Below are 23,067 nucleotides of genomic sequence, written 5' to 3' on the forward strand. Positions count from 1 at the left end.
ATGCAACTCAATCCCGCAGAAATTTCCGAGCTGATCAAGAGCCGCATCGAGGGTCTTGGCGTCAGCGCGAACATCCGCAACGAAGGCACCGTGGTGTCGGTGACCGACGGCATCGTGCGCGTGCACGGCCTGTCGGACGCGATGCAGGGCGAAATGCTCGAGTTCCCGCCTTCCGCGGACGGCACGCCGTCCTTCGGCCTGGCGCTGAACCTCGAGCGCGACTCCGTCGGCGCCGTGATTCTGGGCGAGTACGAGCACATTTCCGAAGGCGACACCGTCAAGTGCACGGGCCGCATCCTGGAAGTGCCGGTCGGCCCCGAGCTCATCGGCCGCGTGGTCAACGCGCTGGGCCAGCCGATCGACGGCAAGGGCCCGGTCAACGCCAAGCTGACCGACGTGATCGAGAAGGTCGCCCCGGGCGTGATCGCGCGGAAGTCGGTTGACCAGCCGATGCAGACCGGCCTCAAGTCCATCGACTCGATGGTGCCGATCGGCCGCGGCCAGCGCGAGCTGATCATCGGCGACCGCCAGACCGGCAAGACCGCTGTGGCGATCGACGCGATCATCAACCAGAAGGGTCAGAACATGACCTGCGTCTACGTCGCGATCGGCCAGAAGGCTTCGTCGATCAAGAACGTGGTGCGTGCGCTGGAGCAAGCCGGTGCGATGGACTACACCATCGTCGTGGCCGCCTCGGCTTCCGAATCGGCCGCCATGCAGTACGTCAGCGCGTATTCGGGCTGCACGATGGGCGAGTACTTCCGCGACCGCGGGCAAGATGCGCTGATCGTCTATGACGACCTGTCCAAGCAGGCCGTGGCCTACCGCCAGGTGTCGCTGCTGCTGCGCCGCCCGCCAGGCCGCGAAGCCTACCCCGGCGACGTGTTCTACCTGCACAGCCGCCTGCTCGAACGCGCAGCCCGCGTGAACGCCGACTACGTCGAAGCCTTCACCAAGGGCGAAGTGAAGGGCAAGACCGGTTCGCTGACCGCGCTGCCGATCATCGAGACGCAGGCCGGCGACGTGTCCGCCTTCGTGCCGACCAACGTGATCTCGATCACCGACGGCCAGATCTTCCTGGAAACCAACCTGTTCAACGCCGGCATCCGGCCCGCCATCAACGCCGGTATCTCGGTGTCGCGGGTGGGTTCGTCGGCGCAGACCAAGGTCATCAAGAGCCTGTCGGGCGGCATCCGTACCGACCTCGCGCAGTACCGCGAACTCGCGGCCTTCGCGCAGTTCGCCTCCGACCTGGACGAAGCCACCCGCAAGCAGCTCGACCGCGGCGCCCGCGTGACCGAACTGCTGAAGCAGCCCCAGTACAGCCCGCTGCCCATCTCGCTGATGGGTGCCTCGTTGTTCGCGGTGAACAAGGGCTTCATGGACGATCTCGACGTCAAGAAGGTGCTCGCCTTCGAACACGGCCTGCACCAGTTCCTCAAGTCCAGCCACGGCGCGCTGCTCGACAAGATCGAGCAGGCCAAGGCGATCGACAAGGACGCCGAGGCCGAGCTGACGACCGCCGTGACGGCGTTCAAGAAGTCGTTCGCCTGATCGACCCAAGGAGTCCCAATGGCAGCTGGTAAGGAAATCCGCGGCAAGATCAAATCGGTGGAGAACACCAAGAAGATCACCAAGGCCATGGAAATGGTGGCCGCGTCGAAGATGCGCAAGGCGCAGGAACGCATGCGCGCCGCCCGCCCCTACAGCGAGAAGATCCGCAACATCGCGGCCAACCTCGGCCAGGCGAACCCGGAGTACACGCATGCCTTCATGAAGGTCAACGACGTGAAGGCCGCGGGCTTCATCGTCGTCACCACCGACAAGGGCCTGTGTGGCGGCATGAACACCAACGTGCTGCGCGCCGTGACGACCAAGCTGCGCGAGCAGCAGGCCGCCGGCGTCGCCGTCGAGGCGGTGGCCATCGGCAACAAGGGCCTGGGTTTCCTCAACCGCATCGGCGCTCGCGTGGTCTCGCATGTCACCCAGCTGGGCGACACCCCGCATCTCGACAAGCTGATCGGCCCGGTCAAGGTGCTGCTCGACGCGTACGCCGAAGGCAAGCTCAGCGCGGTCTACCTCTGCTACACCAAGTTCATCAACACGATGCGCCAGGAGTCGGTGGTCGAACAGCTGCTGCCGCTGGCCGCCGAGTCGTTGAAGATGGAAAAGGGCCAGCACTCGTGGGACTACATCTACGAGCCCGATGCGCAGAGCGTGATCGACGAACTGCTGGTGCGCTACGTCGAGTCGCTGGTGTACCAGGCCGTGGCCGAGAACATGGCGTCGGAACAGTCGGCGCGCATGGTCGCCATGAAGTCTGCGACTGACAACGCCGGCAACGTGATCGACGAGCTCAAGCTGGTCTACAACAAGACCCGCCAGGCCGGCATCACCAAAGAGCTGTCGGAGATCGTTTCGGGCGCTGCGGCGGCCGCAGGCGTTTGAAGGCCTTCGGTCCCTCGACCTCAACCAGATTTAGTTTTTATCGGAGCAGATGATGGCTCAAGCAAATACAACGCAAGGCAAGATCGTTCAATGTATCGGCGCCGTGGTCGACGTGGAATTCCCGCGCGACCAGATGCCCAAGGTGTACGACGCCCTGCAATACGAAGGCGGCACGCTGACCCTCGAAGTGCAGCAGCAGCTCGGCGACGGCGTCGTGCGCACCATTGCGCTCGGCTCGTCCGACGGCCTGCGCCGCGGCCTCGTCGTGACCAACACCGGCAACCCGATCACCGTGCCCGTGGGCAAGGCGACCCTGGGCCGCATCATGGACGTGCTCGGTCGCCCGATCGACGAGCGCGGCCCGGTCGGCCAGGAGGTCACCGCTTCGATTCACCGCAAGGCGCCGGCCTACGACGAGCTCTCGCCCTCGCAGGACCTGCTGGAAACCGGCATCAAGGTGATCGACCTGGTCTGCCCCTTCGCCAAGGGCGGCAAGGTGGGCCTGTTCGGCGGCGCCGGCGTGGGCAAGACCGTGAACATGATGGAGCTCATCAACAACATCGCCAAGGCTCACTCGGGCCTGTCGGTGTTCGCCGGCGTGGGTGAACGCACCCGCGAAGGCAACGACTTCTATCACGAGATGTCCGATTCGGGCGTGGTCAACCTCGAGAACCTCGCCGAGTCGAAGGTGGCCATGGTCTACGGCCAGATGAACGAGCCCCCGGGCAACCGCCTGCGCGTGGCGCTGACCGGCCTGACCATCGCCGAATCCTTCCGCGACGAAGGCCGCGACGTGCTCTTCTTCGTCGACAACATCTACCGCTACACGCTGGCCGGTACCGAGGTGTCGGCGCTGCTGGGCCGCATGCCTTCCGCCGTGGGCTACCAGCCGACGCTGGCCGAGGAAATGGGCCGCCTGCAGGAGCGCATCACCTCGACCAAGGTGGGCTCGATCACCTCGATCCAGGCCGTGTACGTGCCGGCCGACGACTTGACCGACCCCTCGCCAGCCACCACCTTCGCCCACCTGGACTCCACCGTGGTGCTGTCGCGCGACATCGCCTCGCTGGGTATCTACCCCGCCGTGGACCCGCTGGACTCGACCTCGCGCCAGCTCGACCCGCATGTGGTCGGCGAAGAGCACTACAACGTGGCCCGCGCCGTGCAGGGCACGCTGCAGCGCTACAAGGAACTGCGCGACATCATCGCCATCCTGGGCATGGACGAACTGGCGCCCGACGACAAGCTGGCCGTGGCCCGCGCCCGGAAGATCCAGCGCTTCCTGTCGCAGCCCTTCCACGTGGCCGAGGTGTTCACCGGTTCGCCCGGCAAGTACGTGCCGCTGGCCGAAACCATCCGCGGCTTCAAGATGATCGTGAACGGCGAGGCCGACCACCTGCCGGAGCAGGCCTTCTACATGGTGGGCGGCATCGACGAGGCCTTCGAGAAGGCCAAGAAGGTCGCCTAAGGCGGCTGCATAGGAACCCCGATGGCAAACACCATTCACGTCGACGTGGTCAGCGCCGAGGAGTCCATCTTCTCGGGCGAGGCCAAGTTCGTCGCGCTGCCGGGTGAAGCCGGCGAGCTCGGCATCTATCCGCGCCACACGCCGCTGATCACGCGCATCCGCCCCGGTGCCGTGCGCATCGAGACGGCCGATGGCGGCGAGGAATTCGTCTTCGTGGCCGGCGGCATCCTGGAAGTGCAGCCCAACACCGTCACCGTGCTGTCCGACACCGCGATCCGCGGCAAGGACCTCGATGAAGAGAAGGCCAACAAGTCCAAGGCCGCGGCCGAGGAAGCGCTGAAGAAGGCCAAGAGCGACATCGACATCGCGCTGGCGCAATCCGAGCTGGCCGTGATGGCCGCTCAGATCGCCGCGCTGCGCAAATACCGCCAGAAAAAATAAGCAAGGCGCGACCACCGCCCTTTCCAAAAAGCCGCCCATCCGGGCGGCTTTTTTATTGCGCCGACCCGCTGCGCGCTGCCATCTTGGAACCAAATTAGGCCGAAGTTCAATCTTGTTCGGCTGAAGATCAACGCCTAGTATTCGCCTTCGATCCGACAGCAAGCGCGCTGCCCGGATCCAAGACGAACAACGGAGACAAGCGCTTGGCACCCTGGAGCGGCCTCACTGCCGACGAGATGGCGCTGCTGGAAACGACCTTCTGGTCCGCCGGCGGCTCGCGCCATGCCATGGCCGAGCGGCTGGGCTTTTCCAAGAGCAAGGCCAATGCGCTGATCGCCGGGCTGGTCGAGCAGGGCCTGCTGGCCGAGGCCGGCCTGCAGCGTTCCTCCGGCGGGCGCCGCGCCGAGAACCTCCAGTTGCACGAAGGCCTGGGCGTTCTGGTCGGCGTGGACATCGGCGCCACCAGCCTCGACGTGGCCGTGCTGCGGCCCGACCTGAGCGTGCTGGCCCAGCATGCCGAGCCGGCCGACGTGCGCGAAGGCCCCGGCGTGGTGCTGGCCCGTGTGCGCGTGCTGATGCGCGAGCTGCTGGGCCGCTGCGGCTTCGGAGCCAAGCAGGTGATCGGCATCGGCATCGGCGTGCCGGGCCCGGTCAACTTCGAGATCGGCCAGCTGGTGAACCCGCCGCTGATGCCGGCCTGGGACAGCTTCTCGATTCGCGACTACCTGCGCGAGGACTACGCGGCCCCCGTCTTCGTCGACAACGACGTGAACCTGATGGCGCTGGGCGAGCTCTGGCGCCTGAAGCGCTCGCTGTCCAACTTCCTCGTCATCAAGGTCGGCACCGGCATCGGCTGCGGCATCGTCTGCCACGGCGAGGTGTACCGCGGCGCGGCCGGCTCGGCCGGCGACGTGGGCCACATCTGCGTCGACCAGGAAGGGCCGCTGTGCCACTGCGGCAACCTGGGCTGCGTCGAGGCGATGGCGGCCGGCCCGGCCATCACGCGCATGGCAATGCAGGCGGCGGAAGCGGGCGAGAGCCGCGCGCTCGCCGAGCGCCTGCGCGCGCAGGGCCGCATCGACGCGGTCGACGTCGGCCAAGCCAGCCGCGCCGGCGACGCGGCGGCCAATGCGATCGTGCAGCGCGCCGGCCAGCTGATCGGGCAGATGCTGGCCTCCATCGTCAACTTCTTCAATCCCTCGCATGTGTTCATCGGCGGCGGCATCACCCACATCGGGCCGCTGTTCCTGGCGGCGCTGCGCCAGAGCGTCTACCACCGCTCGCTGGCGCTGTCGACGCGGCACCTGGAGATCCAGTACACGCCGCTGGGCGCGCAGGCCGGCCTGGTCGGCGCGGGCGTGCTGGCGATGCACGAGACGCTCAAGGTCCGGGGGGTGGCGCCATGACGCAGCAGCAGCATCCGCCGAGACGCACCGTCGCCGTCGAGTTCGAACAGGTGGTGAAGGCTTTCGGGCCGGTGCAGGTGCTGCACGGCGTGAGCTTCTCGCTCGAGCCCGGGCGCGTCTACGGCCTCCTGGGCGAGAACGGCGCCGGCAAGTCCACGCTGATGAAGATCCTGGCCGGCTACGAGCCGATCACCGGCGGCTCGGTCCACGTCAACGGCGAGCCGCAGGTCTTCGCGAGCTCGCGCGAGGCCGAGGCGCTGGGCATCGTGCTGATCCACCAGGAGTTCAACCTCGCCGAGGACTTGAGCGTGGCGCAGAACATCTTCCTCGGCCACGAGAAGAAGAGGGGCTGGCTGCTCGACGACGCCGCGATGGACCGCGATGCCGCGGCCGCGCTCGCGCAGGTCGGCCTGAAGGTCGATCCGCGCACCAAGGTGCGCCGCCTGATCGTGGCCGAGAAGCAGCTGGTCGAGATCGCCAAGGCGGTTTCGCGCCACGCCCGCCTGCTGATCATGGACGAGCCCACCGCCACGCTCACGCCCGGCGAGACCGAGCGCCTGTTCCGCCTGATCGCGCAGCTGCGCGCCGACGGCGTCACCATCGTCTACATCTCGCACAAGCTCGACGAGGTCGAGCGCGTGACCGACGAAGTGATCGTGATGCGCGACGGCCGCTTCGTCACCCGCGCGCCCACCGCCGAGCTCACGCGCCACCAGATGGCCAACCTGATGGTGGGCCGAGAGCTGGCCGACCTGTACCCGCCGCGCGACCCCGTCACGGCGGCGCATGCGCCCGCGATGCAGGTGCGCGATTTCAGCGTGCCCGGCTGGGCCGACAGCGCCAGCTTCGAGGTGCGCCCCGGCGAGATCCTGGGCTTCGCCGGCCTGGTGGGCGCCGGCCGCACCGAGCTCTTCGAGGGCCTGCTGGGCCTGCGCCCCGTCAGCGCCGGCAGCGTCGAGATCGCCGGCAAGCCCGTCCAGCTGCGCAATCCCCGCGACGCCGCGCGCCACGGCCTCACCTACCTCAGCGAGGACCGCAAGGGCAAGGGCCTGCACGTGCACCTGGGCCTGCGCCAGAACCTCACGCTGATGGCGCTGGAGCGCTATGCCCAGCCCTGGCTCAAGCCCGAGGCCGAGCGCAGCGCGCTGGCTGCCGCGGTGAAGGACTTCGGCATCCGCACCGGCGACCTGGACGCGCGCGCCTCTTCGCTCTCGGGCGGCAACCAGCAGAAGCTCGCGCTGGCCAAGGTGCTGCAACCCAAGCCGAAGGTGGTGGTGCTCGACGAGCCCACCCGCGGCGTCGATGTCGGCGCCAAGCGCGACATCTATTTCCTGATCCAGCGGCTGGCCCGCGAGGGGCTGGCCGTGATCGTCGTCTCCTCGGAGCTGATGGAGCTGATCGGCCTGTGCCACCGCGTTGCGGTGATGCGCGCCGGCCGGCTCGTCGCCACGCTGGACGCTGACCAATTGACCGAAGAGGAGCTGATCGCCCATGCCACCGGAACCGCAGCAAGCCACGCCTGAAGTCGCGGGCGCCATGCACCGCAGCGAAACCCGGCCGCGCTGGACCGAGCGCCTGCACGGCCTCGGCCCCGTCATCGGCCTGGTGTTGCTGTGCATTGCCGGCACGCTGCTCAACAGCGACTTCGCCACCCTCGACAACGCGATGAACGTGCTCACCCGCACCGCCTTCATCGGCATCATCGCGGTGGGCATGTGCTTCGTGATCATCTCGGGCGGCATCGATCTCTCGGTGGGCTCGATGGCCGCGCTGATCGCGGGCTGCGTGATCATGTTCATCAACGCCATGGGGCCGGCGCTCGGCTCGCCGCTGCTGGCGGTGCTGCTCGGAGCGCTGCTCGCGGTGGTGCTGGGCGCCGTCTTCGGGCTGGCCCACGGCCTGCTCATCACCAAGGGCCGCATCGAGCCTTTCATCGTCACGCTCGGCACGCTGGGCATCTTCCGCGCCTACCTCACCTACTTCGCCGACGGCGGCGCGCTCACGCTGGACAACGAGCTGTCCGACCTTTACGCGCCGGTCTACTACGCGAGCCTGCTGGGCATCCCGGTGCCGGTGTGGGTGTTCCTGGTCGTCGCGGTGATCGGTGGCCTGATCCTCAATCGCACCGCCTACGGCCGCTATGTGCAGGCCATCGGCTCCAACGAGCAGGTCGCGCGCTACGCGGCGGTGGGCGTCGACGGCGTGAAGATCCTCACCTACGTGCTCTTGGGCGTTTGCGTGGGCATCGCGACCTTGCTCTACGTGCCGCGCCTGGGCTCGGCCTCGCCCACCACCGGCCTGCTGTGGGAGCTGGAGGCGATCGCCGCGGTGATCGTCGGCGGCACCGCGCTCAAGGGCGGCGCGGGCAGCATCACCGGCACCGTGATCGGCGCCATCCTGCTCTCGGTCATCAGCAACATCCTCAACCTCACGAGCATCATCAGCGTGTACCTCAATGCCGCGGTGCAGGGCTTCGTGATCATCGTGGTCGCTTTCCTTCAACGAGGCCGCCGTTGACGGGGCCGTCCGATTTCGTGTCAGTGAACTTTTCAACCAAGGAGACAAGTCAATGAAGCATCTCACCCGACGCATCGCACTCACCGCGGTCGCCGCTGCCGCGCTTGCAGCCATTCCGGCGCTCGCTGCGGAGAAAGTGAACCTCGGCGTCTCGATTCCGGCCGCGACGCACAGCTTCATGGGCGGCATCAACTACTGGGCCAACCAGGCGAAGAAGGATCTGGAGAAGGAGCACAAGGACCTCAAGATCACCATCAAGACCGCCGCCAACGCGCCCGAGCAGGCGAACCAGCTGCAGGACCTGTCGACGGTGACCAAGATCAACGCGTTGGTGATCTTCCCCTTCGAGTCGGCCGCGCTCACCAAGCCGGTGGCCCAGGTCAAGGCCAAGGGCACTTATGTCACCGTCGTCGACCGCGGCCTGACCGACACCAGCGCGCAGGACGCCTACGTGGCCGGCGACAACACCGCCTTCGGCAAGATCCCCGCCGAGTACATCGCCAAGAAGCTGGGCGGCAAGGGCGAGATCGTCGCCTTGCGCGGCATCGCCACCACGCTGGACAACGAGCGCATGGACGCCTTCAACGGCGTGCTCAAGAACCATCCCGACATCAAGCTGCTCGACGCCAAGTACGCCAACTGGAACCGCGACGACGCCTTCAAGGTCACGCAGGACTACCTGACCCGCTTCAAGAAGATCGACGCCATCTGGGCGGCCGACGACGACATGGCCGTCGGCGTGCTCAAGGCCATCGAGCAGGCCAAGCGCGACGACATCAAGGTCATCTTCGGCGGCGCCGGCGCCAAGGGCATGGTCAAGACCATCCTGGACGGCAAGGACCCGCGCATCCAGGCCGACGTGAGCTACTCGCCCAAGTTCATCTACGACGCCATCAAGCTCACGGCCGAAGCGCGGCTGAAGGGCGAGAAGCTGCCGGCGACCACCATCATTCCTTCGGTGCTGATCACCAAGGAAAACGCCAAGGACTTCTACCACCCCAACTCGCCGTTCTGAGGTCCCGATGCCGGCGACACGAAAGCTGCGCTACGCCATGGTCGGCGGCGGGCGCGATGCCTTCATCGGCGCGGTGCACCGCAAGGCGATCGCGCTTGACGGGCAGGCTGAGCTGGTGGCCGGCGCGCTGTCGTCCAGCCCTGAGAAGGCTAAGGCCTCCGGGCGCGAGCTCTGGCTGGCCGACGACCGCAACCACGGCGATTGGCAAGCCCTGCTGGACGACGAACTGAAGCGGCCCGCCGGGGAGCGCATCGACTTCGTCTCCATCGTCACGCCCAATCACCTGCACTTCCCGGTGGCGCAGGCCTTCGTCGAGGCCGGCTTCCACGTGGTGTGCGACAAGCCGCTGGTGCACACCGGCGCGCAGGCCGATGCGCTGGTCGCAGCGGTGGCGCGGCAGGGCACTGTGTTCGCCGTGACCTACAACTACACCGGCTACCCGATGGTGCGCGAGGCGCGCGAGATGGTGAAGAGTGGCCGGCTCGGCGAAATCCGCAAGGTGGTCGTCGAATACAACCAGGGCTGGCTCGCCACCCAGCTGGAAAAGGAAGGCAACAAGCAGGCCGCCTGGCGCAGCGATCCGGAAAAGAGCGGCGCGGCCGGCGCCATCGGCGACATCGGCTCGCATGCCGAAAACCTGGTCGCGACCGTGACGGGGCTCGAGATCGAAAGCCTCTGCGCCGACCTGAGCGCGCTGGTGCCCGGCCGCCCGCTCGACGACGACGGCAGCGTGCTGCTGCGCTTCCAAGGCGGGGCGCGCGGCGTGCTGGTCGCCTCGCAGGTCAACACCGGCCTGGAGAACGACCTGCGCCTGCGCGTCTCCGGCACGCTGGGCACGCTGGTGTGGCGGCAGGAGCAGCCCAGCGAGCTGCTGCACCTGCCGCACGACGGGCCGCGGCGCGTGCTGACGCGCGGCTCGCCGTGGCTGGGCGAATCGGCGCGGCGTGCGAGCCGCCTGCCCAGCGGCCATCCGGAAGGCTTCATCGAGGCCTTCGCCAATGTGTATGCCGGTGTCGTGGCCGACGTGCGCGCGCGGCTCGGGGGCCTACAGGTTGATGCGGTGGAAACCGACTACCCGCGCGTGGAGGACGGCGCGCGCGGCGTGCGCTTCATCGAGCGCGTGGTGGCGTCGAGCCGGAGCGAGCAGAAGTGGACGGCCTGGTGACTTGCTCCCTCTCCCTCTGGGAGAGGGCATGCAGCATCTTCGCCAGCCGCGCCAGGGCCGCCTCCGCCGTCGCCTCGATCGCCGTCGAGCAGGCCAGCATCAGGTTCAGGCGCTGCCCCAGCCCTTCCACCATCACGCCGTTCTCCCGCTCCCGCGTGACGCCGTCCGCATCTTGCGTGCACGCCATCGCCGCGCCCACGCGGCTCGCATAGCTGCCCGCCGGCACGCCGTAGACCACCACCGGCTTGCCCAGCGCCACCGCAAAGCCGACCTCGAACACGGTGCCCGAATCCGGCTCGAGCCCGCGGAAGTCCATCAGGTTGGCGATCGCGCCGTCGCACTGCCGGATAAGGGCGATGTTGCCCTCGTAGATGAGGCGCGCCCGTTCGTCGTCGGTGCCCTTGAAGTCTGCGCCCAGACCACCGTCCGAAGGCTCGATGCCCTCCAGGCCCAGGCGCGCGCAGTGAGCCTTCAGGTCCTGGTAGATCCGCTCGCAGTCGCGAAAAAAGATGTCCGGACCAGCGAGATAGACGCGAGGCCGGGAAGGTTGGGGCTGGGGCATGGTCGCGTCGGTGGTCGTCGGGTCATCACGAGCTTGGGCTTGCATTCTCCAGCACGCAAGGGCCCGGCGCACGCGCGGGCCGGGTGTGTAGGTTCGCTCCCACAGCTGAAAACGCCCCTGCGCTGCCGATCGGGCGCCGCAGGCGAATCAGCATGCAGGCATCCGCACGCGCTCGCTGCTGCATCCGCGGCACGCACGAGCGGGTTTCTCGATGTGAAGGGAGATGCGTATGGACACCGTGAGCATGCAGGCCTGGTGGGTGGTGGGGATCGTCGTGGTTCTCGCACTTGTCGCGCTGGCCGCCTATTTCCTCTATCGAAAACGACAGTCCGGCCGGCTCGCCGAGCGCTTCGGTGACGAGTACGACCTGGCCGTCAGAGAGCACGGCAGCCGAGCCAAGGCCGAGGCCGAGCTCCGGCAGCGCGAGGCGCGCGTCGGCCAGTTGCGCATCGTTCCGCTGGCGCCGGGTGAAGGCGCCCGCTTCAGCAGCGCATGGAACCGCGTGCAGGCCGATTTCGTCGACAACCCTGCCGGCGCGGTGACGCAGGCGGATCAGCTGGTGCGCGAGCTCATGCAGAAGCGCGGCTATCCGATGAGCGACTTCGAGCATCGTGCCGCCGATATCTCGGTGGACCATCCGGCGGTGGTGAGGAACTACCGCGCGGCGCAGGCCATCCATGCGCGCACCCTGAGCGGCGAAGTCGAGACCGAGGAGCTGCGCAAGGCGGTGGTGCACTACCGAGCACTGTTCGACGAACTGCTCGAAGTCAGCGTCGAGGAACCACGTCGGATGCCGGCCAGGCCGGTGGAGGCACGATCATGATTTTCGGAACCAAGCAGGATGAACGGCCCGTCGCGGCCCGAGCCACGCAGGCCCAGACCCAGACGCCGAGCGCCGATGCGCGCGTCCCGCCGGACGACCTCGACCAGCCGGTGGTGGCCCAGAATCCGCTGCCGGCGGACGGTGCCGACGATGATGCCCTGGCCCCGCTCTTCACGACCGACGCGACCCGTGATTTCCGCGCCCGCTGGGACGCGGTGCAGATCGGCTTCGTCGACGATCCGAAGCAGGCCGTGCGAGACGCGGACGAACTGGTCCGGCAGATGCTGCAGAACCTGGCGCAGACCTTCTCGGAAGATCGGGCGGGACTCGACGCCCAGGGTGATGGGGCGGCGGATACCGGATCGACGGAGAAGCTGCGCCTGGCCTTGCGCCGCTACCGCGCCTTCATGCAGCGGCTGTTATCGCTGTGATGGCATTCAGGGCGCAGCACGTGGCCACTCGAACAGGGGCGCATCCGCCTTGAGCTGCGCGTGCGCGGTGACCTGCCATCCCGCCGCCCGCATCGCATCGGCCAGCGTCCCCGTCAGCCGAGCGATGTCGCTCGCCGCGGCGGCGTGCATTGCTTCCGTCACGACAAGCGCGCTGACCGTGTCCTCGCGCACGCAGGACAGCGCGCTCTGCCGATGACACCAGCGCCGCGCATGCGCGTGGCCGCTCGCATCGGCAAAGATCACTTCGCCGGGCTCGGGGTGCTCCGCTTCGCCCGCGAAGCTCTCATGGATCTCGCTGCCGGACGCAGGGCGCACCTCGAGGAAGTCCGCCACCCGTGCCAGATCGAACACGGCGATCGGGACGGCGTTGGCCAGCGAGGCTGCATTGCAAAGGTCGACCAACGGATGCAATGAAGGCAGGCTGTCCTCCTTGCGGAAGCGGCGCAGCAGGGACTCGGCGGCGCAGCGGTATTGCGTAGGCTTGAGCCCCATTGCTGAAAAGGTGCGGCGCCAGGCCTGGATCTCCGCGAACTCGCCTTCGGGTCCTTGTGCCAGCCGCGTGCGGGCGAGGGCATGGAAGCGGGCCAGCTGATCGGCTGCCGCTGCCTGCGGCCGCACCTGCTCGACGTGAAGAACGCCCGCGTGCAGGCTCGGATGGGCCGCCCAGATGGCGGGGCTGTGGAAGAACTTCATGGGCAATGTCGCGATCGGCGGATTCGAAGCGTCATCGATGGGCGCGAGCTTCCGTCACGCCGCCCGCTCGGGCGCGGCTAGGCGCAGCCACGGCGCGCGGCCGCAGCCCTACTCGGCGCGGATGTCGTTGTCCTTCACCACCTTGCCCAGCAGCGCGTAGTAGTCCTTCGTCAGCGCGCCGAGCTGCTCGGGCGTGCCGCCGCCGGCATCGTCGCCGCGATCGGAAATGGTCTTTTGCACGTTCGGATCCTTGAGCGCGCTGTTCATCGCGGTGTTGACCTTCTTCACGACGTCCGCATTCAAGCCGGGTGGCCCGTACAGGCCGATGAAGGAGATGACCTGGAAGTCCTTGATGCCCTTTTCCGTGGCCGTGGGCACGTCGGGGAAGGCCGGCACCCGCTTCGGTCCGGTGGCCATCAGGGCCTTGAGCTGGCCGGATTTGAGGAAGGGCGCGACCACCGAGGAGGCGTCGAACATGCACGGCACGCGGCCGGCGATCAGGTCGGTCATGGCCGGCGCGCTGCCCTTGTAGGGCACATGGCTCATCTTCGGCTTGCCGATGCGCTCGCGGAACAGCTCCATCGTGGTCTGCACCAGGCTGCCCGGCCCGCCCGAGGCGTAGTCCACGGTCTTGCCTTCCTTGTCCTGCGCCTTGACCCAGGCGATGAAGCCCTCGAGATCCTTCACCGGCAGGCTGGCCGGCACCACCAGCATCAGCGAGGAGGTGAGCAGCAGGCCGATGGGCACCATCTTCAGCGGGTCCGCCACCGGCGTGTTGCGGTAGGTGTGCGGATTCAGCACCATGTTGCTGCCGTTGCCCACCAGCAGCCGGTAGCCGTCGGGCGGGGACTTCGCCACGTAGTCGGTCGCGATGTTGCCGTTGACGCCGGGCTTGTTGTCCATCACCACCGGCTGGCCCAGGCTGGCCTGCATGCCGGCGGTGAGGATGCGCCCCGCGAAGTCCGTTTGCCCGCCCGGCGGATAGCCCACCACCAGCGTGACCGATTTGGTCGGCCAGGCACCCTGGGCGTGGGCGAAGTCGGGCAGCAGTCCGGCCCCGAGGCCGCCGAGGCCAAGTTGCAACAGGGCGCTGCGGCGCGACAGAGAGACATCGGGCGCGATCGGCATCATGTTCTCCTCCGGACCTTGGCATGGCAAGGTCTGCGGGGGCCATCATAGGAGTGCGCCGGACGCGCCACAAGGGCGGCAACGCCATGCCGCGTGGGGCCTTGCGGCGCGACGTCGGTGCGCTCCTACGTATCTCGGCGGCCTGTCCGATCCCGGGCGTCGATGTCCGCCGCTCGCCGAGTCGTGGCCCGGCTTCGTAGGGTAGGCCCTCCACGAGCCTGAAAGGAGATCCGCATGAGCAAGCCGCAAGACCCCAAGAGCCCCGACCTCCAGGGCGAAGGCAACTACGACGCCACCCGCCGCTACGACAAGGCCACCACCGACTTCGTGCAGTCGGGCAAGGTCGATCAGGCGGCGCGCGATGCGCGTCCAAAGAGCGAGGCCGAGGCCGAGGCGATGAAGAAGGCCGAGCAGGAGGGCAAGTCGCACGCGAAGGGCGAGGACCCGGCGCTGCGCAAGGGCGGCGCCTCGAAGTGAGGTAGGAACCGTGCGTCGAAGGGCCGGCCTGGAAGCGCGCCGGCGGCATCCGCCCCGTGAGGCCACAATCCGGCCATGACCGAGCACGAGTTCTTCAACCCCTACACCCACGGCTTCGTCCGCCTGGCCGTGGCGGTGCCGCGCAACCGGGTGGCCGACCCGGTGTTCAACACCGCAGAAACCCTCCGCTTGTACCGCGAGACCGCGGCCGACGGCGCCGTGCTGGTCGCCTTCCCGGAGCTGGGCCTCTCGGCCTACACCTGCGACGACCTGTTCCACCAGGCCGCGCTGCTCGATGCCTGCGAGCGCGCCCTGCTGGAAATTGCCGCCGCCTCGCGCGACATCGGCGCGGTGGCCGTGGTCGGCCTGCCGCTGCGCGTGGACCATCGCCTCTTCAACTGCGCCGCGGTGGTGGCCGATGGCCGGGTGCTGGGCGTGCTGCCCAAGACCTACCTGCCGAATTACGGCGAGTTCTACGAGGGCCGCCAGTTCAACGGCGCCGACACCGCGCTCGCGACCGAGATCGCCCTCGGCGGCCAGCGCATCCCCTTCGGCGCCGACCTGCTGTTCCAGTCGCGCCAGCTGCCGCTCTTCAAGCTGCACGTGGAGATCTGCGAGGACGTGTGGGTGCCCATCCCGCCCTCCAGCTATGCCGCGCTCGCGGGCGCGACGGTGCTGGTCAATCTCTCGGCCTCGAACATCACGATCGGCAAATCGGACTACCGGCACCGGCTGGTGAGCCTGCAGTCGGCGCGCTGCCTGGCGGCCTATCTCTACACCTCGGCCGGCATCGGCGAGTCGACCACCGACCTGGCCTGGGACGGGCAGGCGCTCATCTACGAGGGCGGCGACATGCTGGCCGAGAGCGAGCGCTTCCGCAACAGCTCGCACTTCGTCGCGGCCGACGTGGACCTGGAACGCCTCTCGCGCGAGCGCATGCGGCAGAACAGCTTCGGTACCTCGGTGCACAAGCACCGCGAGGCGCTGGCGGGCTGGCGCACCGTCGAGTTCGAACTGCCGGTGCCGTCGCAGGTGCCGCACGGCCTGCTGCGCCAGGTGGCGCGCTTCCCGTACGTGCCCTCGGACGCGGCCACGCGCGACGCGCGCTGCAGCGAGGTCTTCAACATCCAGGTGCAGTCGCTGGTGCAGCGCATCGAGGCGGCCCGCATCGGCAAGCTGGTGATCGGCGTTTCGGGCGGTCTCGACTCCACTCACGCGCTGCTGGTGTGCGCCCAGGCCATGGACCGGCTGGGCAAGCCGCGCTCCGACATCCTCGGCTTCACCATGCCCGGCTTCGCGACCACCGGCCGCACGCTGGCGCAGGCGCACCGGCTGATGGCCAGCATCGGCTGCACCGCGCGCGAGATCGACATCCGCCCCAGTTGCCGCCAGATGCTGGAGGACCTGGGCCATCCCTTCGCGCAGGGCGAGCCGCAGTACGACATCGCCTTCGAGAACGTGCAGGCCGGCGAGCGCACCAGCCACCTGTTCCGGCTCGCCAACTTCCACGGCGGCATCGTGGTGGGCACCGGCGACCTGAGCGAGCTGGCGCTCGGCTGGTGCACCTACGGCGTGGGCGACCACATGTCGCATTACAACGTGAACGCGAGCGTGCCCAAGACGCTGATCAAGCACCTGGTGCACTGGGTCGAGACCACGAAGCTGCTGGGCGACGAGGGCAGCTCCGTGCTGCGCGACATCCTCGAGACCGAGGTCAGCCCGGAGCTGATTCCCGCAGATGCGCCGGCGGCCGGCGAGGGCGCTTCAAACCAGCCCGGGCAGCGCACCGAGGACACCATCGGCCCCTACGAGCTGCAGGACTTCCACCTCTACTACACGCTGCGCTACGGCTTCAGGCCGAGCAAGGTCGCCTTCCTCGCGCATGCGGCCTGGGGCGACCGCGCGCGCGGCCGCTGGCCCGACGATCTGCAGAAGGCGCGCAACGAGTACGGGCTGGCCGACATCAAGCGCCACCTCGGCACCTTCCTGTTCCGCTTCTTCAAGACCAGCCAGTTCAAGCGCAGCTGCGTGCCGAACGCGCCCAAGGTGGGCTCGGGCGGCTCGCTGTCGCCGCGCGGCGACTGGCGTGCGCCCAGCGATTCGGAAGCAGAGGTGTGGCTGGAAGACCTGAAGCGCGTGCCAACCCCCTGACTTGTGCGCTCAGCCCCGCGCCGTGCGGGGCGTGCCGCGGCTCCCCCTCAGATGCCACTCGATGTCGGCCGCGCGGCTGCCGACGGCGCGCACGGCCTCGCGCAGCCGGTCGTGCGTCACGTCCAGCCGGCGCGACCATTTGTCGAGCTCGCGGGCGCTGCTGATGTCGATGCGTTCGGGCGGAGCGCCGCTGCGCGCGCCGGCTGCCGGGGTGTTCATGGCTTCGCTCCTGGGTGCTTGTGCTTCGTGGGACGCCCACCCTAGGAGCCTCGGCTTCGCGGCGATGTAGGAGATCAGCCATCCGGCCTGCCCGCCGAACAGGCCGATCGTGCTATTTCGCCGGCGCGGCGGACGGGTTAGAAAGCGGCACCTTTTCTTCGGAGCCCTCGATGACGACTTTCGCCCGCACCCCCCGGAACGCCGCCGCGGCAACGGTCTGCCTGCTGCTGGCCGGCGCGGCCAGCGCGATGGACTACCCCGCGCGCAAGCCCGGCCTCTGGGAAATGACGATCCAGGGCGACGGCGGCGCCAAGACGCCCGCGATGAGCACCCAGCAATGCATCGACGCCGCCACCGACAAGGCGATGCGCGAGATGGGCAACGGCATGGAGCGGCAGAACTGCTCGAAGCAGGATATGCGCAACGAGTCCGGCCGCATGGTGATCGACTCCGTCTGCAAGATCGGCACCAGCACCGCCACCACGCATGCGGTGGTCACGGGCGACTTCGGCACGGCCTACCGCATGGAGAGCCGCTCGACCTACAGCCCGCCGATGATGGGCCGCAGCGAAGGCACGGCGGTCATCGAGGCCAAGTGGGTCGGGCCCTGCAAGGCAGGCCAGAAGCCGGGCGACGTCGTGCTGCCCAACGGCATGAAGATGAACCTGCTCGAAATGCCCGCAGCGCGCGGCAAGTAGGACGGCCAAACCCCAGGGCATTGCGCGCGACCCGGGCCTACAGGCGCGCCGGGTACGGCAGGGCTAGCATGACCTGCCCATGCCTGCCGAAGACCTCGTCATCGCTCGCCCCGAAGGCCTGTACTGCCCGCCTGGCGATTTCTACATCGACCCGTGGCGGCCGGTGGACCGCGCCGTCATCACCCATGCGCACTCGGACCACGCACGCGTGGGCCATGGGCACTACCTGGCCCACGACGACAGCGCTGGCACGCTGCGCGCGCGGCTCGGCGACATCATCCTGCAGACATTGCCCTACGGCGAGGCGATCGCCCATCGCGGCGTGCGCCTGTCGCTGCATCCGGCCGGCCACGTGCTGGGCTCGGCGCAGGTAAGGCTCGAGCACGAAGGCCGCGTGTGGGTCGCCTCGGGCGACTACAAGACCGAGCCCGACGGCACCTGCACGCCCTTCGAGCCGGTGCCTTGCGACACCTTCATCACCGAATCCACCTTCGGCCTGCCGATCTACCGCTGGCCGACGCAGGCCGCGCTCTTCGCCGAGATCGACGACTGGTGGCGCGCGAACGCGGCGCAGGGGCGCGCCTCGGTGCTCCTGTGCTACGCCTTCGGCAAGGCGCAGCGCATCCTGCACGGGGTGGACGCGGGCATCGGGCCGATCGTGGTGCATGGGGCCGTGGAGCCGCTGAACGCGGTCTACCGCGCGGCCGGGGTGGCGCTGCCGCCCACGCTGCGGGTGAGCGATCCGGGCGTGGATGCGGCGTTGCTGAAGCGCGCGCTGGTGCTGGCGCCGCCCTCGGCTGCGGGCACGCCGTGGATGCGGCGCTTCGGCCAGTACTCGGATGCTTTTGCCAGCGGTTGGATGCAGTTGCGCGGGACGCGAAGGCGGCGCGGCGTGGATCGCGGCTTCGTGATGTCGGACCATGCGGATTGGGCGGGGTTGCAGCAGGCCATTGCCGGAACCGGGGCCGAGCGCGTGTTCGTGACGCATGGGAGCGTGGCGGTGATGGTGCGGTGGTTGAGCGAGAGCGGGCTGGATGCGCGGGCCTTTCGGACTGAGTACGGCGATGAGGATATGGAGGGCGATGGAGACGCCCGGCGAGGGGAAGCGGCCGGGCCATGAAGCAATTTGCCGCGCTGTACCGCGAACTCGATGCGAGCACCTCCAACCTCGTCAAGCAGGCGGCTCTGCAGCGCTATCTCCGGACCGCCGCACCCGAGGACGCGGCCTGGGCCGTGTACTTCCTGGCCGGCGGCCGGCCGCGGCAACTGGTGCCGACCAAACTGCTGCGGCTGCTGGCCCAGCAGGCTGCCGGCCTGCCGGAGTGGCTGTTCGACGAGAGCTACGAGGCGGTCGGCGACCTGGCGGAGACCCTCTCGCTGCTGCTGCCGCCGCCCACCGAAGCGCACGACCTGGGCCTCGCGGCGTGGCTCGAGCAACACTTGCTGCCTTTGCGCGGGATGCCGCCCGAGCAGCTCTCCGATGCCCTGCGCGCGCAGTGGCACCAGCTGGCGCCGGAGGAGCGCCTCGTCTACTTCAAGCTCATCACCGGCGCCTTCCGCGTCGGCGTCTCGCGCCTGCAGGTCACGCAGGTGCTGGCGACGATCAGCGGGCTCGACCCCAAGCGCGTCGCGCAACGCCTGATGGGCTACACCCACATCGCGGGCCGGCCCGGCGCGGCCGACTTCGCCGCGCTGATCGCGCCCGAGAGCAGCGGCGAGCAGGACCGCCAGACCAGCGGGCAGCCTTACCCCTTCTTCCTCGCGCATCCCTTCGCGCTGCCGCTCGATCAGTTCGACGCGGTGCTGGGTCCGCCCTCGCAGTGGCTGGTCGAGTGGAAGTGGGACGGCATCCGCGCGCAACTGGTGCGGCGCGCCGGCCAGGTGTGCCTGTGGTCGCGCGGCGAGGAGCTGGTGACGGACCGCTTCCCCGAGCTGGCCGACATGGGCAGGACCTTGCCCGAGGGCACGGTCCTGGACGGCGAGATCGTGGTGTGGCGCAGGGATTCGACCTCGCCTCACGGCGAGGGTCGAGTGCAGCCCTTCGCCGAGCTGCAGAAGCGCATCGGCCGCAAGACGCTGACGCCCAAGCTGCTGCGCGAGATCCCCGTGGTGCTGCTGGCCTACGACCTGCTCGAATGGGAAGGCCGCGACCTGCGCGCGCTGCCGCAGCAGGAGCGGCGCGTGCTGCTCGACGAACTGGTCGCGACCGCGCAGCATCCCTCGTTGATCGCCAGTCCGATGCTGCATGGCGAGAGCTGGCAGGACCTCGCGCGCCAGCGCGAGTCCGCGCGGGCCATGGGCGTGGAAGGGATGATGCTCAAGCAGCGCCACGCGGCCTACGGCGTCGGCCGCACCAAGGACGTGGGTCTGTGGTGGAAGTGGAAGATCGACCCGTTGTCGGTCGACGCCGTGTTGGTCTACGCGCAGCGCGGCCACGGCCGGCGCGCGAGCCTCTACAGCGACTACACCTTCGCGGTGTGGGATGCGCCGCCCGAGGTCGAAGGGCGCAAGCTCGTGCCCTTCGCCAAGGCCTACTCGGGCCTGAGCGATGCCGAGATGGCGCGGGTCGACGCGATCATCCGGCGCACCACCATCGAGAGCTTCGGGCCGGTGAGGAGCGTGACGCCCACGCTGGTCTTCGAGCTCGGCTTCGAGGGCATCGCGCGCAGCACGCGCCACAAGAGCGGCATCGCGGTGCGCTTTCCGCGCATGCTGCGCTGGCGCGAGGACAAGCCGGTGGAGGAGGCGGACAGCTTGCAGACGCTGGCGGCGCTGTTGCCGGAAGCGGCCGCATCGCCATCGACATGAAGACGAGCGCGCAAGAGTGGTTTGCATCGCGTGGGTGGGCGCCCTTCGCCTTCCAGCGCGAAGTCTGGCAAGCCCTCGCCGAAGGCCGCTCCGGCCTGCTCCACGCCACCACCGGCGCCGGCAAGACCTACGCCGTCTGGCTCGGCGCGCTGCAGGCCTTCGCCACGACGACCAGGAGCAAGACCGCGCCGCCGCTGACCGTCTTGTGGCTCACTCCGATGCGCGCCCTCGCCGCCGACACCCTGCGCGCGCTGCAACAAGCCCTCGACGCCCTGCAGCCCGACTGGAGCGCCGGCGCGCGCAGCGGCGACACTTCCTCGGCCGAGCGCAGCGCGCAGAACCTGCGCCTGCCGACGGTGCTGGTCACCACGCCCGAGAGCCTCTCGCTGCAGCTCGCGCGCGCCGATGCGAAGGAGGTGCTGAACTCGCTGCGCCTGGTCGTGGCCGACGAATGGCACGAGCTCATGGGCAACAAGCGCGGTGTGCAGGTGCAGCTCGCGCTGGCACGGCTGCGCCGCTGGAACCCAGACCTCTGCATCTGGGGCATGTCCGCTACGCTGGGCAACCTGCAGGAGGCGATGCGCACGCTGCTGGCTGGCGGCGAGGGCGTGCTGGTGCAGGGCGACGTGCCCAAGCAGCTGCGCATCGACTCGCTGCTGCCCGGGCGTGCCGAGCGCTTTCCGTGGGGCGGGCACCTGGGTCTCACGATGCTGCCGCAAGTCATCGAGGAGATCGCCGCCAGCGCGAGCACGCTGGTCTTCACCAACACGCGCTCCCAGTCCGAGATCTGGTACCAGGCGCTGCTCGAGGCGCGGCCCGAGTGGGCCGGGCAGATCGCGCTGCACCACGGCTCGCTGGACCGCGCGGTACGCGAGTGGGTGGAGCTGGGCCTGAAGTCCGGTGCGCTCAAGGCCGTGGTCTGCACCTCCAGCCTGGACCTGGGCGTGGACTTCCTGCCGGTCGAACGCGTGCTGCAGATCGGCTCGCCCAAGGGCGTGGCACGGCTGCTGCAGCGCGCCGGCCGATCGGGCCACGCGCCGGGGCGGCCCTCGCGCATCACGCTCGTGCCCACTCACAGCATCGAGATGGTGGAGGGCGCGGCCGCGCGCGAGGCCGTGGCGCAGGGCCGCATCGAGGAGCGCCGCTCGCCGGCGCAGCCGCTGGACGTGCTGGTGCAGCACCTGGTCACGGTCGCGCTCGGCGGCGGTTTCGTGCCCGACGAACTCTATGCGGAGGTGCGCGGCACCGTCGCCTATGCCGGGCTGTCCCGCGAGAGCTGGCAGTGGTGCCTGGACTTCGTGGCGCAGGGCGGGCCCTCGCTCACGGCCTACCCCGACTACCGCCGCGTGGTGCCCGACGCCGAGGGCGTCTGGCGCGTGCCCGATGCGCGGCTGGCGCGCCGCCACCGCATGAACATCGGCACCATCGTCAGCGACGCCAGCATGGCGGTGCAGTACCTGCGCGGCGCGAGGATCGGCAGCGTGGAGGAAAGCTTCGTTGCCCGCATGAAGCCGGGCGACTGCTTCCTTTTCGGCGGCCGGCTGCTGGAGTTGGTGCGCGTGCACGACATGACGGCCTGGGTGCGGCGCGCGAGCGGCCGCAAGCCCTCCGTGCCGCGCTGGAACGGCGGGCGCATGCCGCTGACCAGCACCCTGGCCGATGCCGTCGTCCGGCAGCTGGCGCTGGCGAACGAGGGCCGCTACGACACTCCCGAACTGCAATGCGTGCGGCCGCTGCTCGAGATCCAGCAGCGCTGGTCAGCCTTGCCCACCCCCGACACCCTGCTGGCCGAGCTGCTGAAGACGCGCGAGGGCTGGCATCTCTTCCTCTATCCCTTTGCGGGGCGGCTGGTGCACCTGGGCCTGGCCAGCCTGGTCGCGTGGCGCGTCGCGCAGCACCAGCCGCGCACCTTCTCGATCGCGGTGAACGACTACGGCTTCGAGCTGCTCTGCGCGGCCGACGTGGATTGGCCCGCGCTGCTGCCGCAGGTGCTGGCGCCGGTGGAGGAGGCGCAGCTGCTGCACGAGGTCCTCGCCTCCCTCAACGCGACCGAGCTGGCACGCCGGCGCTTCCGCGAGATCGCACGCGTCTCGGGCCTGATCTTCCAGGGCTATCCCGGCGAGCGGCGCAGCAGCCGGCAACTGCAGGCCTCGTCCTCGCTGTTCTACGAGGTGTTCCGCAAGTACGACCCGGCCAACCGCCTGCTGCAGCAGGCCGAGGAGGAACTGCTCGCGCAGGAGCTGGAGATCGGGCGCCTGCGCGCCGCCCTGGCGCGCATGGCTTCGCAGCGGCTGCTGCTGCAGACGCCGCAGCGGCCCACACCCTTCGCCTTTCCGCTGATGGTGGAGCTCTTTCGCGAGAAGCTGTCGAACGAGAGCGCCGCCGAGCGCATCGCCCGCATGGTCGCGCAGCTGGAGCAGGCCGCCGGCGGCACCGCCGAGGCGGCGGACCCGGAGCGCGTGCGCAAGACGCTGGCCTTCGAGAAACCCGTGGAAGACGGTGAGGCCGGCATGCAGCAAGGCGCAGTGCGCCGGACTTCCCGCGGCCGCGGAAAAAGTCCCGGACGCGCGGGTGCGGCGTGACAATTTGCGAGTTT

The 23,067-nt window shown here is 68.9% G+C and carries 21 protein-coding genes; 17 read left to right on the forward strand and 4 right to left on the reverse strand.

The genetic code is table 11. The annotated features are described in order from the left end of the window. From atpA to GXN78_RS15210, 9 genes are all read left to right on the forward strand, one after another. Nucleotides 1-1,554: a F0F1 ATP synthase subunit alpha gene (gene atpA / locus GXN78_RS15170; RefSeq protein ID WP_106559270.1), complete on the forward strand. Its 1,554-nt coding sequence runs from the start codon at nucleotides 1-3 to the stop codon at nucleotides 1,552-1,554. Between the two features lie 18 nt (nucleotides 1,555-1,572). Further along, nucleotides 1,573-2,448, forward strand: coding sequence for a F0F1 ATP synthase subunit gamma (atpG, locus tag GXN78_RS15175; protein WP_106559271.1), 876 nt, complete (start codon nucleotides 1,573-1,575; stop codon nucleotides 2,446-2,448). 52 nt (nucleotides 2,449-2,500) lie between these two features. Then, entirely contained in the window at nucleotides 2,501-3,916 is a 1,416-nt protein-coding gene (gene atpD, locus GXN78_RS15180) for a F0F1 ATP synthase subunit beta (protein WP_106559315.1), read from the forward strand. Between the two features lie 21 nt (nucleotides 3,917-3,937). Next, a complete protein-coding gene (locus GXN78_RS15185) occupies nucleotides 3,938-4,357 on the forward strand; it encodes a F0F1 ATP synthase subunit epsilon (RefSeq protein ID WP_106559272.1) in 420 nt (139 codons plus the stop codon). A gap of 236 nt (nucleotides 4,358-4,593) precedes the next feature. Then, complete coding sequence (locus GXN78_RS15190) at nucleotides 4,594-5,763, forward strand: ROK family protein (RefSeq protein ID WP_106559316.1); 1,170 nt, start codon at nucleotides 4,594-4,596, stop codon at nucleotides 5,761-5,763. Beyond that, the gene (locus GXN78_RS15195; protein WP_106559273.1) at nucleotides 5,760-7,286 is read left to right on the forward strand and encodes a sugar ABC transporter ATP-binding protein; all 1,527 of its coding nucleotides are present in this window, start codon (nucleotides 5,760-5,762) and stop codon (nucleotides 7,284-7,286) included. The genes GXN78_RS15190 and GXN78_RS15195 overlap by 4 nt, the downstream gene beginning before the upstream one ends. A 13-nt stretch (nucleotides 7,287-7,299) precedes the next feature. Continuing rightward, nucleotides 7,300-8,280, forward strand: coding sequence for an ABC transporter permease (locus GXN78_RS15200; RefSeq protein ID WP_106559317.1), 981 nt, complete (start codon nucleotides 7,300-7,302; stop codon nucleotides 8,278-8,280). Nucleotides 8,281-8,332: 52 nt separating this feature from the next. Continuing rightward, nucleotides 8,333-9,295 (forward strand): substrate-binding domain-containing protein, encoded by a 963-nt coding sequence (locus tag GXN78_RS15205; RefSeq protein ID WP_106559274.1) that lies wholly within the window; start codon nucleotides 8,333-8,335, stop codon nucleotides 9,293-9,295. 7 nt (nucleotides 9,296-9,302) lie between these two features. Then, the gene (locus tag GXN78_RS15210) at nucleotides 9,303-10,460 is read left to right on the forward strand and encodes a Gfo/Idh/MocA family oxidoreductase (RefSeq protein ID WP_106559275.1); all 1,158 of its coding nucleotides are present in this window, start codon (nucleotides 9,303-9,305) and stop codon (nucleotides 10,458-10,460) included. Here the strand turns inward: GXN78_RS15210 and GXN78_RS15215 are convergent. Beyond that, nucleotides 10,405-11,067: a nucleoside 2-deoxyribosyltransferase gene (locus GXN78_RS15215; protein WP_106559276.1), complete on the reverse strand. Its 663-nt coding sequence runs from the start codon at nucleotides 11,065-11,067 to the stop codon at nucleotides 10,405-10,407. The genes GXN78_RS15210 and GXN78_RS15215 overlap by 56 nt on opposite strands. Before the next feature lie 184 nt (nucleotides 11,068-11,251). Here GXN78_RS15215 and GXN78_RS15220 point away from each other — a divergent pair, with 184 nt between their 5' ends. Continuing rightward, entirely contained in the window at nucleotides 11,252-11,845 is a 594-nt protein-coding gene (locus GXN78_RS15220; protein ID WP_204162227.1) for a hypothetical protein, read from the forward strand. Next, nucleotides 11,842-12,276 (forward strand): hypothetical protein, encoded by a 435-nt coding sequence (locus GXN78_RS15225; RefSeq protein WP_106559277.1) that lies wholly within the window; start codon nucleotides 11,842-11,844, stop codon nucleotides 12,274-12,276. The genes GXN78_RS15220 and GXN78_RS15225 overlap by 4 nt, the downstream gene beginning before the upstream one ends. 6 nt (nucleotides 12,277-12,282) lie before the next feature. Here GXN78_RS15225 and GXN78_RS15230 read toward each other — a convergent pair whose 3' ends face one another. Further along, nucleotides 12,283-12,990 carry a phenylalanine--tRNA ligase beta subunit-related protein gene (locus GXN78_RS15230; protein WP_106559278.1) on the reverse strand — a complete coding sequence of 236 codons (708 nt, stop codon included), beginning with the start codon at nucleotides 12,988-12,990 and terminating at the stop codon, nucleotides 12,283-12,285. A 108-nt stretch (nucleotides 12,991-13,098) separates the two neighbouring features. Next, on the reverse strand, nucleotides 13,099-14,121 hold the full coding sequence (locus GXN78_RS15235) for a tripartite tricarboxylate transporter substrate binding protein (protein WP_106559279.1): 1,023 nt from the start codon (nucleotides 14,119-14,121) through the stop codon (nucleotides 13,099-13,101). 231 nt (nucleotides 14,122-14,352) lie between these two features. Between GXN78_RS15235 and GXN78_RS15240 the strand changes: the two genes are divergently transcribed. Next, nucleotides 14,353-14,595, forward strand: a complete 243-nt coding sequence (locus GXN78_RS15240) for a hypothetical protein (RefSeq protein ID WP_106559280.1) — start codon at nucleotides 14,353-14,355, stop codon at nucleotides 14,593-14,595. Between the two features lie 75 nt (nucleotides 14,596-14,670). After that, nucleotides 14,671-16,746 (forward strand): NAD(+) synthase, encoded by a 2,076-nt coding sequence (locus GXN78_RS15245; RefSeq protein WP_106559281.1) that lies wholly within the window; start codon nucleotides 14,671-14,673, stop codon nucleotides 16,744-16,746. A 9-nt stretch (nucleotides 16,747-16,755) separates the two neighbouring features. Here the strand turns inward: GXN78_RS15245 and GXN78_RS15250 are convergent, their stop codons facing one another. Beyond that, nucleotides 16,756-16,965, reverse strand: coding sequence for a DUF3606 domain-containing protein (locus GXN78_RS15250; protein ID WP_106559282.1), 210 nt, complete (start codon nucleotides 16,963-16,965; stop codon nucleotides 16,756-16,758). A 170-nt stretch (nucleotides 16,966-17,135) separates the two neighbouring features. Here GXN78_RS15250 and GXN78_RS15255 point away from each other — a divergent pair, with 170 nt between their 5' ends. The 4 genes from GXN78_RS15255 (at nucleotide 17,136) to GXN78_RS15270 (ending at nucleotide 23,053) form a co-directional block, all read left to right on the forward strand. Then, complete coding sequence (locus GXN78_RS15255) at nucleotides 17,136-17,663, forward strand: DUF3617 family protein (protein WP_106559283.1); 528 nt, start codon at nucleotides 17,136-17,138, stop codon at nucleotides 17,661-17,663. 79 nt (nucleotides 17,664-17,742) lie between these two features. Beyond that, on the forward strand, nucleotides 17,743-18,783 hold the full coding sequence (locus tag GXN78_RS15260; RefSeq protein ID WP_106559284.1) for a ligase-associated DNA damage response exonuclease: 1,041 nt from the start codon (nucleotides 17,743-17,745) through the stop codon (nucleotides 18,781-18,783). After that, entirely contained in the window at nucleotides 18,780-20,471 is a 1,692-nt protein-coding gene (locus tag GXN78_RS15265) for an ATP-dependent DNA ligase (protein ID WP_106559285.1), read from the forward strand. Before GXN78_RS15260 ends, GXN78_RS15265 begins: the two co-directional genes overlap by 4 nt. After that, nucleotides 20,468-23,053 (forward strand): ligase-associated DNA damage response DEXH box helicase, encoded by a 2,586-nt coding sequence (locus GXN78_RS15270; protein WP_106559286.1) that lies wholly within the window; start codon nucleotides 20,468-20,470, stop codon nucleotides 23,051-23,053. Before GXN78_RS15265 ends, GXN78_RS15270 begins: the two co-directional genes overlap by 4 nt. Nucleotides 23,054-23,067: the final 14 nt, after the last annotated feature.

This window comes from Variovorax sp. WS11, from assembly GCF_010499245.1.
In the GTDB taxonomy this organism is placed as follows: Bacteria; Pseudomonadota; Gammaproteobacteria; order Burkholderiales; family Burkholderiaceae_C; genus Variovorax.